The organism is Serratia proteamaculans (assembly GCF_004684015.1).
Classification (GTDB): Bacteria; Pseudomonadota; Gammaproteobacteria; order Enterobacterales; family Enterobacteriaceae; genus Serratia; species Serratia proteamaculans_F.
Genome location: NZ_SRIA01000004.1, coordinates 276,020 through 290,528 on the forward strand (window position 1 = coordinate 276,020; position 14,509 = coordinate 290,528).

The 14,509-nt window shown below is 57.1% G+C and carries 12 protein-coding genes; 8 read left to right on the forward strand and 4 right to left on the reverse strand.

Annotation, left to right across the window (positions count from 1 at the left end):
• The first annotated feature begins 17 nt into the window (after window positions 1-17).
• The 8 genes from E5C26_RS02855 (at window position 18) to E5C26_RS02890 (ending at window position 9,012) form a co-directional block, all read left to right on the forward strand.
• Window positions 18-896 carry a helix-turn-helix domain-containing protein gene (locus E5C26_RS02855; protein WP_135314973.1) on the forward strand — a complete coding sequence of 293 codons (879 nt, stop codon included), beginning with the start codon at window positions 18-20 and terminating at the stop codon, window positions 894-896.
• Between the two features lie 166 nt (window positions 897-1,062).
• Window positions 1,063-1,983 (forward strand): L,D-transpeptidase family protein, encoded by a 921-nt coding sequence (locus E5C26_RS02860; RefSeq protein WP_135314974.1) that lies wholly within the window; start codon window positions 1,063-1,065, stop codon window positions 1,981-1,983.
• A 375-nt stretch (window positions 1,984-2,358) separates the two neighbouring features.
• A complete protein-coding gene (locus E5C26_RS02865; protein WP_135314975.1) occupies window positions 2,359-3,363 on the forward strand; it encodes an Rpn family recombination-promoting nuclease/putative transposase in 1,005 nt (334 codons plus the stop codon).
• 297 nt (window positions 3,364-3,660) lie between these two features.
• Entirely contained in the window at window positions 3,661-4,068 is a 408-nt protein-coding gene (locus E5C26_RS02870) for an ExbD/TolR family protein (RefSeq protein WP_135314976.1), read from the forward strand.
• A 1-nt stretch (window position 4,069) separates the two neighbouring features.
• Window positions 4,070-4,816, forward strand: a complete 747-nt coding sequence (locus E5C26_RS02875) for an energy transducer TonB family protein (protein ID WP_135314977.1) — start codon at window positions 4,070-4,072, stop codon at window positions 4,814-4,816.
• Between the two features lie 39 nt (window positions 4,817-4,855).
• Window positions 4,856-7,099 (forward strand): TonB-dependent receptor family protein, encoded by a 2,244-nt coding sequence (locus E5C26_RS02880; protein ID WP_135314978.1) that lies wholly within the window; start codon window positions 4,856-4,858, stop codon window positions 7,097-7,099.
• A gap of 19 nt (window positions 7,100-7,118) precedes the next feature.
• Window positions 7,119-7,769, forward strand: coding sequence for a MotA/TolQ/ExbB proton channel family protein (locus tag E5C26_RS02885; RefSeq protein WP_135315134.1), 651 nt, complete (start codon window positions 7,119-7,121; stop codon window positions 7,767-7,769).
• Window positions 7,762-9,012 (forward strand): phospholipase D-like domain-containing protein, encoded by a 1,251-nt coding sequence (locus E5C26_RS02890; protein WP_135314979.1) that lies wholly within the window; start codon window positions 7,762-7,764, stop codon window positions 9,010-9,012. The genes E5C26_RS02885 and E5C26_RS02890 overlap by 8 nt, the downstream gene beginning before the upstream one ends.
• 122 nt (window positions 9,013-9,134) lie before the next feature.
• Here the strand turns inward: E5C26_RS02890 and E5C26_RS02895 are convergent, their stop codons facing one another.
• The 4 genes from E5C26_RS02895 to E5C26_RS02910 are packed head-to-tail and all read right to left on the reverse strand — an operon-like array spanning window position 9,135 to window position 14,479.
• Window positions 9,135-10,244, reverse strand: a complete 1,110-nt coding sequence (locus E5C26_RS02895; RefSeq protein WP_135314980.1) for a DmpA family aminopeptidase — start codon at window positions 10,242-10,244, stop codon at window positions 9,135-9,137.
• A gap of 2 nt (window positions 10,245-10,246) precedes the next feature.
• A complete protein-coding gene (locus E5C26_RS02900; protein ID WP_135314981.1) occupies window positions 10,247-11,611 on the reverse strand; it encodes an APC family permease in 1,365 nt (454 codons plus the stop codon).
• A 3-nt stretch (window positions 11,612-11,614) separates the two neighbouring features.
• The gene (locus tag E5C26_RS02905; protein ID WP_135314982.1) at window positions 11,615-13,123 is read right to left on the reverse strand and encodes a CoA-acylating methylmalonate-semialdehyde dehydrogenase; all 1,509 of its coding nucleotides are present in this window, start codon (window positions 13,121-13,123) and stop codon (window positions 11,615-11,617) included.
• A 15-nt stretch (window positions 13,124-13,138) separates the two neighbouring features.
• Entirely contained in the window at window positions 13,139-14,479 is a 1,341-nt protein-coding gene (locus E5C26_RS02910; protein ID WP_135314983.1) for an aspartate aminotransferase family protein, read from the reverse strand.
• Between the last annotated feature and the right edge of the window lie 30 nt (window positions 14,480-14,509).

Below are 14,509 nucleotides of genomic sequence, written 5' to 3' on the forward strand. Positions count from 1 at the left end.
GCAGATAAGGTGGCGCTATGTATCAACAACAGGTCATTACGGCACTGCTGGCCTGGATCGAGCAAAACCTCGACCAGCCGCTGACGCTCGACGATATTGCGGCCAAATCAGGTTATTCCAAATGGCACCTGCAGCGGTTATTCAAAGAGTTAACCGGCGAAATTCTGGGGACTTACGCCCGGCGCAGAAGGCTGACGGCCGCCGCACGCGAACTGCGGCTCACCAGCCACGGCGTGGCCTTTATTGCCGACAAGTATCAGTTTGATTCCCAGCAGACTTTCACCCGCTGTTTCAAAAAGCAGTTCGGTATGCCGCCAGCCGGTTATCGCCGCAATACCGACTGGTCAGGGCAGGGGATGCAGCCTCCGCTGCGGCTGATGGATGCGCCATTGCCACAAGCGGAGATCATTACGCTGCCGGCAATGCAATTGATTGGTCGCACTCAGCACCGCAGTTGTACGCTGGGGCAGCTGCTGCATTCGAAAAACGAGCTGCGTCAGCACGCCTGGCGGCAGATGATGCCGAAGGAAGCCGAAACCTCGGCGGTGGTCTATGGCCTCACCAGCCTGGAGGCCGACAGCAGGCTACGCGGCGGGCAACGGATGGCTTATACCCTGGCGTTGGCGAACGAGCACGCCGAAGGCGAAAAGGTACTGATTGAGCAGGGCGACTACGCCAGCTTTACCTATCAGGGGCAGGTTGAAGAGTTACAAAACTTTATCGCCCGCCTGTATGACACTGCGATGCCCATGATGAAAGCAGTACGGCGGCCAGGTAAGGATATCGAGCGTTTTTATCCCACGTCGGGTGGCATTTGTAGCGCCGCCGGAACAGCGATCCGCTGTGAATATCTGATCCCTATCCGCCTGATGTCACCATCCATCGCCGCGCCTTAGCGGCGGTTTTCACAGTTATTCCTCTTCGTGCTGCACCAGGTTACAAAAAAGTTCGATATTGCGCCGGTAATGTTTCACACTTAGGTCGATGTGCACATATAATGCGCATCCGGTCATTCATGGCCGAAATAACCTATAACTGCCAGTGGCCACAACCAACACGAAGATGAAAATGAGCATTCGCGCGTTACTAACCCTGTTTACGGCACTGGTGGTATTTAGCCAAGCTGCCTTCGCCGTTGTCTATCCAATACCAGCCAAAGACAGCCGTCTGGTGGGTGAGAACATCCAAATCACCGTACCGGAAGACAGCAAGCTGCCGCTGGAGAGCTTTGCCGCTCAATACCAGATGGGCCTGAGCAATATGCTGGAAGCCAACCCGGGTGTGGATCCGTTCCTGCCGAAGCCAGGCAGCACCCTGACCATCCCTCAGCAGTTGATCCTGCCTGACGCTCCGCGTGAAGGCATCATCATCAACAGCGCCGAGATGCGTCTGTACTACTACCCGAAAGGCACCAACACGGTGATCGTGCTGCCAATCGGTATCGGCCAATTGGGTAAAGATACCCCGCTGAACTGGACCACCACGGTACAGCGCAAGAAAGATGGCCCGACCTGGACGCCAACCGCCAAGATGCGCGCAGAATACGCCGCTGACGGCGAGATCCTGCCGGCGGTATTCCCGGCCGGTCCTGACAACCCTATGGGTCTGTACGCACTGTACGTCGGTCGTCTGTATGCCATTCACGGTACCAACGCCAACTTCGGTATCGGTCTGCGCGTGAGCCACGGCTGCGTACGTCTGCGTGCTGACGACATCAAGTTCCTGTTCGACAACGTGCCGGTCGGGACTCGTGTGCAGTTTATCAACGAGCCGATCAAAGCCAGCGTCGAGCCGGACGGTTCCCGTTACCTGGAAGTGCACAACCCGCTTTCCGCTAACGAAGAACAGTTGAAGTCGAAAGATCCGGTGCCGCTGACCATCTCTGCGCCAGTAGGCAAAGTGATGATGGATCCAGCCGTTAACCAGAGCGAAGTGGACGCGGCAATGAAAGCCCGTTCCGGCATGCCGGTTAAAGTGAACTGATTACATCAGTGCTGCAAAAAAGACGCCTGCGGGCGTCTTTTTACTTTGTGGAGCGGAATACTCGATAATAGGGCTGTGAAGATATCGATATTATCTTATACGGATACTTTAACATTGACGTATTCATTCTTTAAATATAATTGAAGTGGCCGTTATTAATATATTAAAAGATGTTATCATAATACTGAATAACTCCATTGGAAATATAAGTCATATAAAGTTGTCCTTACTATAAATAATTTTTTATTTACCCACCCTGTTGTTTTAATTGTGCTTTATTTCTATTTCAATGATCGGGTTACTGTTCTCGATAATATAAGCCGACCGTTGCTTGTGATAGTGTGAAGTTAAATAACACTCAAAGGCTATCAGGGAATGAAAAAGAAAAACAAAACGCCAACGCCACACGATGCGGCATTTCGTCAGTTTTTGACGCAGCCGGAGATTGCCCGCGATTTTATGGAGCTCCATCTTCCGCCAGAACTGCGTGCCATCTGCGACCTCGGTACGTTGAAACTGGAATCCGGTTCTTTTGTTGAAGATGACCTTCGCCAGTATTTCAGTGATGTGCTCTACAGCCTGAAAACCACGACTGGGGATGATGGTTATATCCACGTCCTTATTGAGCATCAGTCTACCCCCGATAAACACATGGCTTTCAGGCTAATCCGGTATGCAATAGCGGCCATGCAGAGACATTTGGATGCCGGTCACAAAAAACTGCCGTTGGTGATACCTGTCCTGTTTTATACCGGCAAACGCACTCCTTATCCTTATTCCACCAACTGGCTGCGGGAGTTTTACGATCCGGAACTGGCGGGAAAACTCTATACAGCCGAATTTCCGCTGGTCGATGTGACGGTTATCCCTGATAACGAGATCATGGGCCATCGCAGCATGGCCGCACTGACCTTGCTGCAGAAACATATTCGGCAGCGAGACCTGGCAGAGCTGACTGACAAACTGGCCACCATCCTGCTGAGTGGCTATCTGTCTTCGCCACAGGTGATTTCGCTGGTACACTATATTCTTCTGGCCGGAGAAGCGTCCGATGCTGAAGACTTTGTACGCGAATTGGCACTGCGGGTACCGCAACATGAGGATGAACTAATGACTATTGCACAACAGCTTGAGCAGAAGGGCATCGAGAAAGGTATCGAAAAAGGTATCGAGCAGGGCATTGAGCAGGGCATTGAGCAGGGCATCGAAAAGGGTATTGAGCTTGGTGAACAGCGCGGTATTGAGAAAGGGCGCCAGGAAGGCGTACTTGAAGGTAAGCTTGCTGTTGCCCGCGCCATGCTGGCGAACGGTATCGACCACGACTCGGTAATGAAAATGACCGGTTTGACGGCCGACGACCTGGCACAAATCCGCCATTAATTGTGTGAAGCCCTCCTCCGAAGTCCTGATGCAAAAGCACGGTCTGAAGATCTTGTTATAAAGTGTCAGGATAATCACAACTTACCTGCCTATGCATTAACCGCCATAAGTTCCTCCTCCGTCATTATTCCATTAAAAATCATATCTAATTAATCAGTTATATAACCTCTCCGATCTGTTTTTATTTGAAAAAATTATCTCAAATTATGTTCACTGTGAAAATAAGATCACACAAGCGTAACAAAAGGTAAACATAGGCTCTCTATATTGGCTGCTTTGCTTTTGGGAGGGAGTGCCATGCGTAACTGGAACGAGCCGAAGAAGAACAAAGCGCACATCGAATTGATCCCGATGATCGACGTGATGATGTTTTTGCTGGTGTTTTTTGTGTTGATTAGCCTGAACGTGATCCCGGCCCTCGGGCTGAAAACTCAGCTGCCGTCCGCCGGCAGTGCCCAACAATTGAAGCCGCAGAAGAAAGCGATCATTACGCTGGGCGCAGAGGATCAATTGCAGCTCGACGGCCAACCGGTCGCGCTCGGTGCTCTGGTCAACACGCTAAAACAGCAGCAGCAAGAGAACCAAACCACCACCATTATCGTCAACAGCGACAAGGGCGTCGCGGTAGAGCGGCTGGTGGCAGTGATGGATAACTTGCGCCAGGGCGGCTTCTATTCCGTCTCTATCGCCACACGGAAGCTGTGACATGTATCTGCTCTATCGTTCACGTCACCTTTTCAGTTGGTTACCGGCGCTGATCGTCGTGGGCTGTGTGCTGTTTGCCAGCCAGCAGGCGGTGCTGAAAATTCAGCCGCGCTACGACGAAACGGCCATGGAACTGGCGTTGGTCGAGCCTGAACCTGCACCGGAACCTCAACCGGAAACACCACCGGAGCCGCAACCCGAACCCCCACCACCAGAACCGGAACCTGTTCCCGAGCCTGTGGTGCCGGCCCCGGAGCCGATTATCGAAGCCAAGCCGGTACCCAAACCACAGCCGAAACCCAAGCCAAAACCGGTGAAAGAAAAAGCCAGGCCGGTGGAGAAGGCTAAACCTGTCGCGGCCTCTACAGCACCGAAAGCGCTGGTCAGCAAGCCGGTGGCACCACCGGCTCCGGCAGCCCCGGCGGCGCCGAAAGTGAATGCGCAGGCGATAGAAAACGGTTACCTGCAGGCGCTGCGCCGTGAACTCGAGCAGCGCAAGCGTTACCCGAGCGGTCGACAGGCATCGCTCGAACGGCCACAGGGCAACGTCGAAGTCTGGCTGGAGGTCGATCGCAGCGGTCGGGTGCTCTCGTCCGGCATCGCCAATAAAGCAGCCAGCATGCTGCTCAACCGTGCGGCGCTGAGCAGTCTGCAAAGCATCAGCCAGGTGAAGCCGTTCCCAAGCGAGGCTTTCAACGGGCAAACAACAAAACGATTTTCAGCCACGTTCAATTATCAGGCGCCTTGACGCCTGGGATAACAGTTTGATTTTTATGGGAAGGGAACAATGAAATCTTTCAATCGGTCTGGGCTTTATCTGGCGGTAATGTCGGCGATATTGCCGGGGGCGGCACTGGCGGCGGACTCAACCGACGTCGGTACCATCAGCGTAAAAGGGCAGTCGCTGGGCGGCGGCATGATGGTGCAGGACGATAGCGCCAAGGGGCGTTCGACCGTCACCAAAGAGGCGATGGATAAAATGCCGGCGGCGGCCAACGCCATCGACAAACTGAAATATACCCCGGGCCTGAACGTCAACAGCAACGACGCCAGCGGCCTGAGCGGCGTCGATTACACCATGCGCGGCATGAACTCCGATCAAATCGGCCTGTCGATGGACGGCATCCCGATTAACGATTCCGGCAACTATGCGGTCTACCCAAACCTGCTGGGCGACTCGGAAAACCTGGAGGAGGTGTTCGTTACCCAGGGTTCTTCTGAGGTCGACGGCCCGCATATCGGTTCCAGCGGCGGCAACATTGGCCTGGTGACGCGCCGTCCGGCGAAAGATTTCGGCGGCTTTGTGAAACAGACGCTGGGCAGCAACAACCTGAGCAAAACCTTTGCCCGTCTGGAGACCGGTGAGTACAACGGCTTCAGCAACTGGATCTCCTATTCGCATACCGAGGCGAAAAAGTGGCGTGGCGAAGGGCGTGAATATTCAGACAAGTTTGAAATGAACTCGTTGTATGAAGACGGCAACGGCAACAGCAGCAACCTGATCATGAAGTACAACAATCAGGACAACGTCAACTACAGCACCCTGAGCAAGGCACAGTTCGAAAATGACGGCCGTGATACCGATTACGCCACCACGCCGGAATACAACAGCAAGGGCCAGTTGACCAAGTACTACAAACTTAACCGTAACCCGTTTGAAACCTTCACGCTGTCGTTCAGCCAGAAGCTGCAACTGCGCGACAACCTGGCGCTGACCCTGCAACCTTATTACTACTGGGGTAATGGCGGCAGCTTTACCAGTCAGACGGCATCGGTGTTGTCCAATACGTCGGATAAGGCCGGGCAGTACGACCTGAGCAATCTGCAGTCCAACACCTATTACCGTCCTTCCTGGACCCAGACCTGGCGGCCGGGTATTACCACCAAGCTGAAGTGGGACATCAACGATCAGCACAGTCTGGATATCGGCTACTGGTACGAACGCGCACGTCAGTCGCAGACCCAGCCGTTCATAGGCATCAAGGATGACGGCAACCCGGCACAGATTTCAGGCAAGCCGGGCGGCAGCGACCAGGTGAAGGACGCCAATGGCAACACCGTTCAGGGGCGTAACCAATACACCATCACCCCGGCGCAAAAAGTGTGGCTGCAGGACACCTGGTTCGCCACCCCGGACTGGACCTTCGTTGGCGGGCTGGCCTACCAGTACGTCGAGCGTAAGGGGGATAACAAGGGCAGCCTGTACAACGTGCCGGAAAAGCGTGATGCCAAATACCATGAATTCCTGCCGAATTTCAGCGCCAGCTACAAGCTGAATCAGGAAAACCAGGTGTTCTACAACCTGACGCGCAACATGCGTACTCCGCCGAACTACGTGCTGTACAACGTGGGGGATTCAATCAGTACCAAACCTGAACTGAGCTGGAACCACGAGCTGGGCTGGCGTTTCCAGCAGCAAGATATGCTGATGAGTGCCACGCTGTTCTTTATGCGCTACAGCGATCGTCAAATCTCCACCACCAACTCGTCCGGCGATTACGAGATGATGAACATTGGCAATGTGGAGAACAAAGGGCTGGAGCTGGAGTGGAGCGGTCAGCTGCCGCATAACTTCAACTACTACACCTCGTACACCTACACCCAGTCCAAGCAGAAGAGCGACATTGTCAGTAACGGCGGCCAGCCGCTGCCGACCAGTGGCAAGGAGGTGCCGAATGTGCCGAAAAACCTGCTGAATATGACGCTGGGTTATGACGATGGCCTGTATTACAGCAGCGTCAGCGGCAAATACGTCAGTTCGTTCTACGGCGACCTGACCAACGACGAGAAGATCGGCGGTCGTACGGTGTTTGATCTGGCGGCAGGGGTGCATCTGCCGGTGGACAAGAAAATCGTCAAGAGTGCGGCGTTGCGCTTTGGTATCAGCAACCTGTTTGACAAGGAGTACCTGACCTCGGTGCGCAGCACCACCTTTAACGCAGCGCCTTATGGCGGCGTGAAGGCCAGTACGCCGTACTACAACGTCGGGGAAGAACGTACCTTCAGCGTCTCGCTGGAAGCCACCTTTTAACTAATCCGGGATCCGAATGATGAATGCCAATTTGATGCACGACATTATTTTCTACGTGATGTACGCGGCACTGGCGATTGCGCTGGTGATTATTATCGAACGTGCGCTGTATTTCGCTTATACCCAACGCCAGGCCCGCAAACTGGAGCAGGCGTTGACGCTGGACGTACATCGCACCGCCGATCTTCCGGATGAGCTGACCCAGCGCAACAGCCTGCCGCTGGCGGTGATTTCACCGGTGCTGGAACAAAAGCACCGTGCCGGCGACCGCGAAGCGATCGGTGATTTGATCGACGCCCAGTACCTGCTGAGCAAACCGTTGATGGCGCGTGGCCTGTGGCTGCTGGAAACCATCGTGACCGCCGCACCGCTGTTGGGGCTGCTGGGTACGGTGATGGGGATTATCGAAACCTTTAAGGCGCTGGCCGCCTCCGGGGTCTCCGAGCCGAGCCTGGTTTCTGCCGGTATGGGGACCGCGTTGTACGCCACCGGGCTGGGGATCGCCATTGCGTTGCTGTGCCTGGTGGGTAACAACTATCTGCAAAGCCGTATGGAACGCATTAACGAGCTGCTGAAAGTGCTGCTGATCCGCGCCGGTGCGCCAGCCAGTCGCCCGGAAAACGGCAACCGCGAGCAATGGGTTGACAGTGAGGCACCGCGCTATGCCTAATGGCCTGCAACTACGGCGGCCGCTGGGCCGCCTTTACACGGCGTTATGGGGTGGCTGTCTGTTGATGTTGAGCCAGAGTGCGACGGCGCGTTTTGATATTCCCGGCTATGAGCTGGTGTATACCGCGCCGGTGGAAACCGCTTTGCAGGCGGATGACCTGCGTAACACCGCCGAAGTGTGGCAACAGATGTTCGACGCGGCGAAAACCCGTATCGATCTGGGCCAGTTCTATGTGGCGAACCAACAGGGTTCGCTGCTCGATGGCGTGCTGCAACATTTGAAGGCGGCGGGCGAGCGCGGGGTGAAAATCCGTTTTCTGATGGAAGAGAAGGGCGTGCGCATCTCGACCCCAGAAACGCTGGAACAGCTTAAGGCGATCCCGAATCTGGAACTGCGCATTATTCCTTATCAGCGGCTGAGCGGCGGTATTTTGCATGCCAAATACCTGCTGGTGGACGGCGAACAGGCGTTTGTCGGCAGCCAGAACTTCGACTGGCGTGCGCTGGCGCATATCCATGAAACCGGACTGCGCATCAGCGATGCCGGGGTGGTCGGGCAGATCCAGGCCATATTCGAACAGGACTGGCAAGCGCAGGCGTTGCTGGCGGCGGATAAACCGGTGCCGCAATTGCCTTATCAGCCAAAGGCCGAAACGCCGCAGGGTAATTATCTGGTTGCCAGCCCGCGTGCCTACAATCCGGCCGGGGTGATTGATTCGCAGGTGGAGTTGCCGCGCTTGCTGGCTACGGCCAAACAACGAGTACGGGTGCAGGTGATGGACTACGCGCCATTGTCTTATGGACCAGAACACAGTCGGCCTTATTACGCGGTGATCGACAATGCCCTGCGCAGCGCTGCCGCCCGTGGCGTGCAGGTTGAGCTGATGGTGGCCAACTGGAGTACCAAAAAACCGGATATCGCCTGGCTGAAAAGCCTGGCACTGGTGCCGAACGTGCAGATAAAAATTGTCACTATTCCCCCGGCCAGCAGTGGGTTTATCCCGTTTGCCCGGGTGATCCACAGCAAGATGATGACTATTGACGGCGCAACGGCGTGGATTGGCACCAGCAACTGGACCGGCGGCTATCTGGATAATTCGCGCAATCTGGAACTGGTGCTGCACAGCCCGGCGATGAGCCAGCGGGTGGATAAGCTCTATAGCCAGCTATGGGACAGCGTTTACGCCGAACCGATCAAGCTCGATTATGACTACCCAGCCCCCAAACCGGGCGGCGAGTCCTGAGCTCGTCGATAAATCCTCGTCAAAACTAAACCGGTAGGGGTCGAACATGTTCGGCCCGATGTAACCCATTGATTATGCTACAGGGCGCGGCATGCAGCGCCCCTACCTTTGGCGTCGCCGGATTATGCGCGCCAGCCGGCTTGTTCCAGCGCGGTCAGTAACTGCTCCGCGCTTAGTCCTTCCGCCCGGTGGCCGTTACCGGAAATAGTATTGGCCGCCAGCAGCGCATTGATAATCGCCTCTTCCACCGCTTCGGCCGCCGCCGCAAACAGCGCGGAGATGTAATCGTTATTCACCATGCGCAGTGGGGTCGTAAAAGCCCCTTTATTGGCGTAGTCGGCGGGTGGCAGCCCGTCGTTGCCGGTGGCGAAAGCAATAAAGATATCGCCGCTTGAGTCTTCGGTGCCGCCGCCGGTACGCGCAATGCCGATGCTGGCGCGCTGGGCCAACCTTGTGCATTGGTGCGGCAATAGCGGCGCGTCGGTGGCCAGCGTGACGACGATTGATCCCATGCCCGGATGCGGCAATTGCGGGGTGAATGGCGAGTGAATATGGCCCAGATGGCGGCCTACCGGATAGCCGCCAACTAGCAGCGACGCACGTTTGCCGTGGTTGGCCTGCACGATGGCACCGACCGTCCAACCGCCGCTGTCGGCTGGCAGGCGACGGGATGCGGTGCCGATGCCCCCCTTGAATTCATGGCAGATCATGCCACTGCCGCCACCAACCGCGCCTTCCTGCGGCAAACCGTTATGTGCCGCTTGCTGCGCCTGCCGAACATGCTCGGGCTTGACGTGAAAGCCGTTGATATCGTTGAGCAGGCCGTCGAAGGTTTCCATCACCACCGGCATGTTCCAGTACACCGCCTTGTCGTCAGCGGGTAGCGCTTCACGTTCCAGCGCGATCAGCGTGTCGCGCACTACGCCGACGCTGTGGGTGTTGGTAAAGGCAATGGGGCTGGTGAGCAGACCTGCTTCGCGGATCCACTCCAGCCCGGTGGCATCGCCATTACCGTTGAGCACGTGTACTCCGGCAAAGCTGGGGGATTGCCGGGCCTGACCGGCACGCGGTTCGATCACGGTGACGCCGGTGCGCACGCTGCGGCCGTCGGCCAAATCGGCGTGAATACTGGCATGACCGACGCGGACGCCGGGCACGTCGGTAATGGCGTTCAGCGGGCCGCTAACGCCGTGGCCAATCTTAATCCCCAAATCCTGGGCGCGTGGCGACATGGTTATTCTCCTTCAATTGAGGGTTCAGCGAGCGGGACGGCCTGCCGGTTGCGCATGTAGCTCAGCACCAGACCGAAGCAGAAGATGCCGGCAATGATAATAAAGTCTTTCAGGCTGCTGGCGATCAAAATTGTCCATAACACATACAGACAGCCGATCAGCGCGATCGCCACCGGCAACGGCCACAGCGGCATCAGATACGGGTGGTGGAAGTGCACCCGGCGGCGGCTGATCAGCGCGGCGATGGCCATGATGATGTACACCAGCAGCAGCAGGATCACGGTAAAGGAGGTCAGGTCGCCAAGGTTGGAGCAGAAGGCCAGCAGCGCCGAAGGAATGCCGAACAGCAGGGTGGCGATCCACGGGGTGCCGAAGCGCGGGTGGATTTTTTTCAGCGCGCGGTTCACCTGCGGCAGCCAAAAACCGTCGCGTCCGCTGGAGAACATCATCCGGCTGAACTGCGCCACGATGGCGATAATGGCGTTGAACACCGACAGGTAAATCGCGCCGCTAACTACCCGCGCCAGCGTCGGCCCGCCCAGTTGGCTGACCACGTAGCCGACCGGATCGGCCTGTTTGGCCATTTCAACCAACGATGGCGCACCGATCAGCAGGGCAGTGAAGGGCAACAGCTCGACCAGCACCACAATCACCAGCGTCAGCATGATGGCGGTGGCCATGGGTTTCCCCTGCTCACGCATATCTTCCGCCATATACACCGCCGCGCCGTAGCCGTTATAGGAAAACAGCGCCACGCCGACCATGGCAACGATCAGCGGCACGGAAACCGGTGCCAGTTCACCTGCGGAACTGAGCATCACCGGCGAGGTGAGTATCTCCGCGCTTTGGTGCGGGTTGCTAAACCCCAACCAGGCGATTAAGCCCAGCACCGCGACTTCTACCACCAGAAAAGTCCCGGTCAACAGCGCGTTGGCCTTGATGTTGAAAATGGCGCAGGCACCGCCGATCAAAATGGTGATCATACCGGCGGTGGAGGCGTCGAACTGGGTGCCCAGCGCAGTATTTAAATAAGGCACTGCGCCGGTGGCTAATACCGCCGGTACAAACAGCGCGGCGCTGAGGATAAACAGATAGGTCTGCAGGCCGCACAGGGTGCCGAACAACCGTTTGATAATGCTGTACTCGCCGCCGGCGCTGGGGTGAGCGGCACCCAGTTCGGCGTAGCACAGCGCGATGGTGGCGGCGATAAAGGCGGCGATCAGGAACGAAATAAAGGCTCCGCTGCCGGCGCTGGCGATGGCCAGTGGGGCAATGACGAAGATCGAACTGGCCGGTGTGACGCCGGAGGCGGTGATCATCACCACGTCGAGGACGCTGAGATTGCCTTTGAATTTATGTTCTGTCATGGCTTAACCCTGCCCGGATGGGAAACTGAAGCTGGCATATTGGGCATCGCTGGATGAGGGCCAGCGCTGGGTGATGGTTTTGCGTTTGGTGTAAAAGCGCACCGCATCCGGGCCGTAGGCGTGCAGGTCACCGAACAGCGAGCGTTTCCAGCCGCCAAAAGAGTGGTAGGCCACCGGCACCGGCAGGGCGACGTTAATCCCCACCATGCCGACCTGAATATGGCTGGAGAAGTAGCGCGCCGCCTCGCCGTCGCGGGTGAACAGGCAGGTGCCGTTGCCGTATTCATGGGCATCAATCAGCGCCATCGCCTGTTTCAGCGAGCTGACTCGCACCACGCCCAACACCGGGCCGAAGATCTCTTCCTGATAAATCCGCATGCCGGGTTGTACGTGGTCAAACAGCGTCGGGCCGAGGAAATACCCCTGACGGGTTTGTCCGCTGTCGTCCCGCACCTGTAGCTCGCGGCCGTCGACTACCAGGCTGGCACCTTCATTAACGCCCTGGCTGATATAGCCTTTTACCTTTTGGTAATGATCGTGGGTCACCAGCGGCCCCATATCATTGCGGTTGTCGCTGCCTGGGCCCACCCGCATGTTGGTCATTTGCTGTTGCAGTCCGGCGATCAGTGCATCGGCGGTGTCATCGCCTACCGCCACCACCAGCGGGATCGCCATACATCGTTGCCCGCAGGAGCCGAATGCTGCGCCCATCAGTGCGCTGACACTACCGGCGATGTCGGCATCCGGCAATACCACGGCGTGATTTTTCGCGCCGCCGAGTGCCTGCACTCGTTTGTTTTGGCCGCAGCCGGTGTGATAAATATGCTCCGCTACTGGCGTCGATCCGACAAAACTCACCGCTTTAACACGGGGATCGTGCAGCAAAGTGTCTACCGCCTCGCGGTCGCCATTGACCAGATTCAGCACGCCCGGCGGCAGCCCGGCCTCTGACGCCAGTTGGGCGATATACAGCGTAGAGGAGGGCACGCGCTCCGAGGGTTTCAGCACAAAGGTATTGCCGCACACCACCGCCATCGGCCACATCCACAGCGGCACCATTGCCGGGAAGTTAAACGGCGTGATGCCCGCCACCACCCCCAGCGGCTGGAATTCGCTCCAGCTGTCGATACCCGGCCCGGCATCCTTGCTGTGCTCGCCTTTCAGCAACTCCGGCGCATAGCTGGCGTACTCGATATTTTCGATGCCACGCTGCAGTTCACCCATGGCATCGCTGAGCACCTTGCCGTGCTCGGCGGTAATCAACTGACAGATGTGGTCGGCGTGCTGTTCCAGCAGGGCTTTAAGGCGGATCATGATCCTGGCCCGCTTTAGCGGCGGGGTATCGCGCCAGGCCGGGTAGGCCTGTTCGGCAGCATCGATGGCGCTTTCCACCGTGGCCCGGTCGGCCAGCAACACTTCCTGTTGTGACTGCCCGGTCGCCGGGTCGAATACCGGCTGGCTGCGGCTGCCGCCGATGGCGGTCTGACCGTTGATCCAATGTGCAATAGGCATGGCATTCGCTCCTGATTATTCGGTTGCGTTGATGGCGTCGCCCAGGGCGTTGATCAACGAATCGATCTGCGCCTCGCTGCTGATAAACGGTGGGGCCAACTGCAGGGTGTCGCCGCCGTAGCGGACATAAAAGCCTTTTTCCCAGCAGCGCATCGCCACCTCATACGGCCTGCGGGCCACTTCCCCCGGTCGCGCCGCCAGCGTGATGCCGGCTGCCAGACCAAAGTTGCGAATGTCGGTGACGTGACGGCAACCCTGTAAACTATGCACTGCTTGCTCGAAAGAGGGCGTTAGTGCCTGCACCCGTTCAATCATCTGCTCGCGCTCAATGATATCCAGCGTCGCCAGCCCCACGGCGCAGCTGACCGGGTGGGCGGAATAGGTGTAGCCGTGCGGAAACTCGAGCAAATACTCAGGGTCATCGGTGGTCATAAAGGCTTGATAAATCTCTGGCCGTACCACCACCGCACCCATAGGTTGCGCGCCGTTGGTCACCTGTTTGGCGATATTCATGATGTCGGGCGTGACGCCGAAGGCTTCGGCCCCGGTCAGGGCGCCGCAGCGGCCGAAGGCGGTGATCACTTCGTCAAAAATCAGCAGGATGTTGTGTTGAGTGCAGATCTCGCGGATGCGTTGCAGGTAACCGACCGGTGGCACAATCACCCCGGCAGAGCCGGAGAACGGCTCGATAATCACCGCGGCAATGGTTGAGGCATCGCGTAGCGTGATGATCCGGTTCAGTTCTTCCGCCAGTTCGGCCCCCTGTTCGGGCATGCCGCGTGAAAAGGCGTTACCCGCCAGCAGGGTATGCGGCAGATGATCCGCTTCGGCGCTGGCGCCAAAGGCTTTCCGGTTGCCGGCGATGCCCCCTACCGCAATGCCACCGAAGTTAACGCCGTGGTAGCCCTTTTCGCGGCCGATAAAGCAGGTTTTGCCTGCCTGACCTTTAGCCCGCCAGTAGGCGCGTGCCATTTTTAGCGAGGTGTCCGCCGCTTCAGAGCCGGAGCCGGTGAAAAACACATAGTCCAGCCCGGCAGGCGTCATGGCTTTAATCTTGTTGGCCAGTTCGAAAGATAAGGCATGGCCAAACTGAAACGCCGGGGAATAATCCAGCCGGGAAAGCTGTCGGTAAGCGGCTTCGGCAATTTCCTGGCGGCCATGACCCAAGCCGCAGCACCATAGTCCGGATAAACCGTCAAAAATTTTGCGGCCGTCCTGGCTGGTATAATAAACGCCTTCTGCGTGGCTTATCATTCGTGGGTTGGCTTTAAAATTGCGGTTGCCGGTAAAGGGCATCCAATGGGCTTCTAACCATTCAGGATCGTTTTTATTTTCAGGGTAATTTAAATCAGCCATTTTTCCCTCCGAGGGGGAGAATCGATGAGG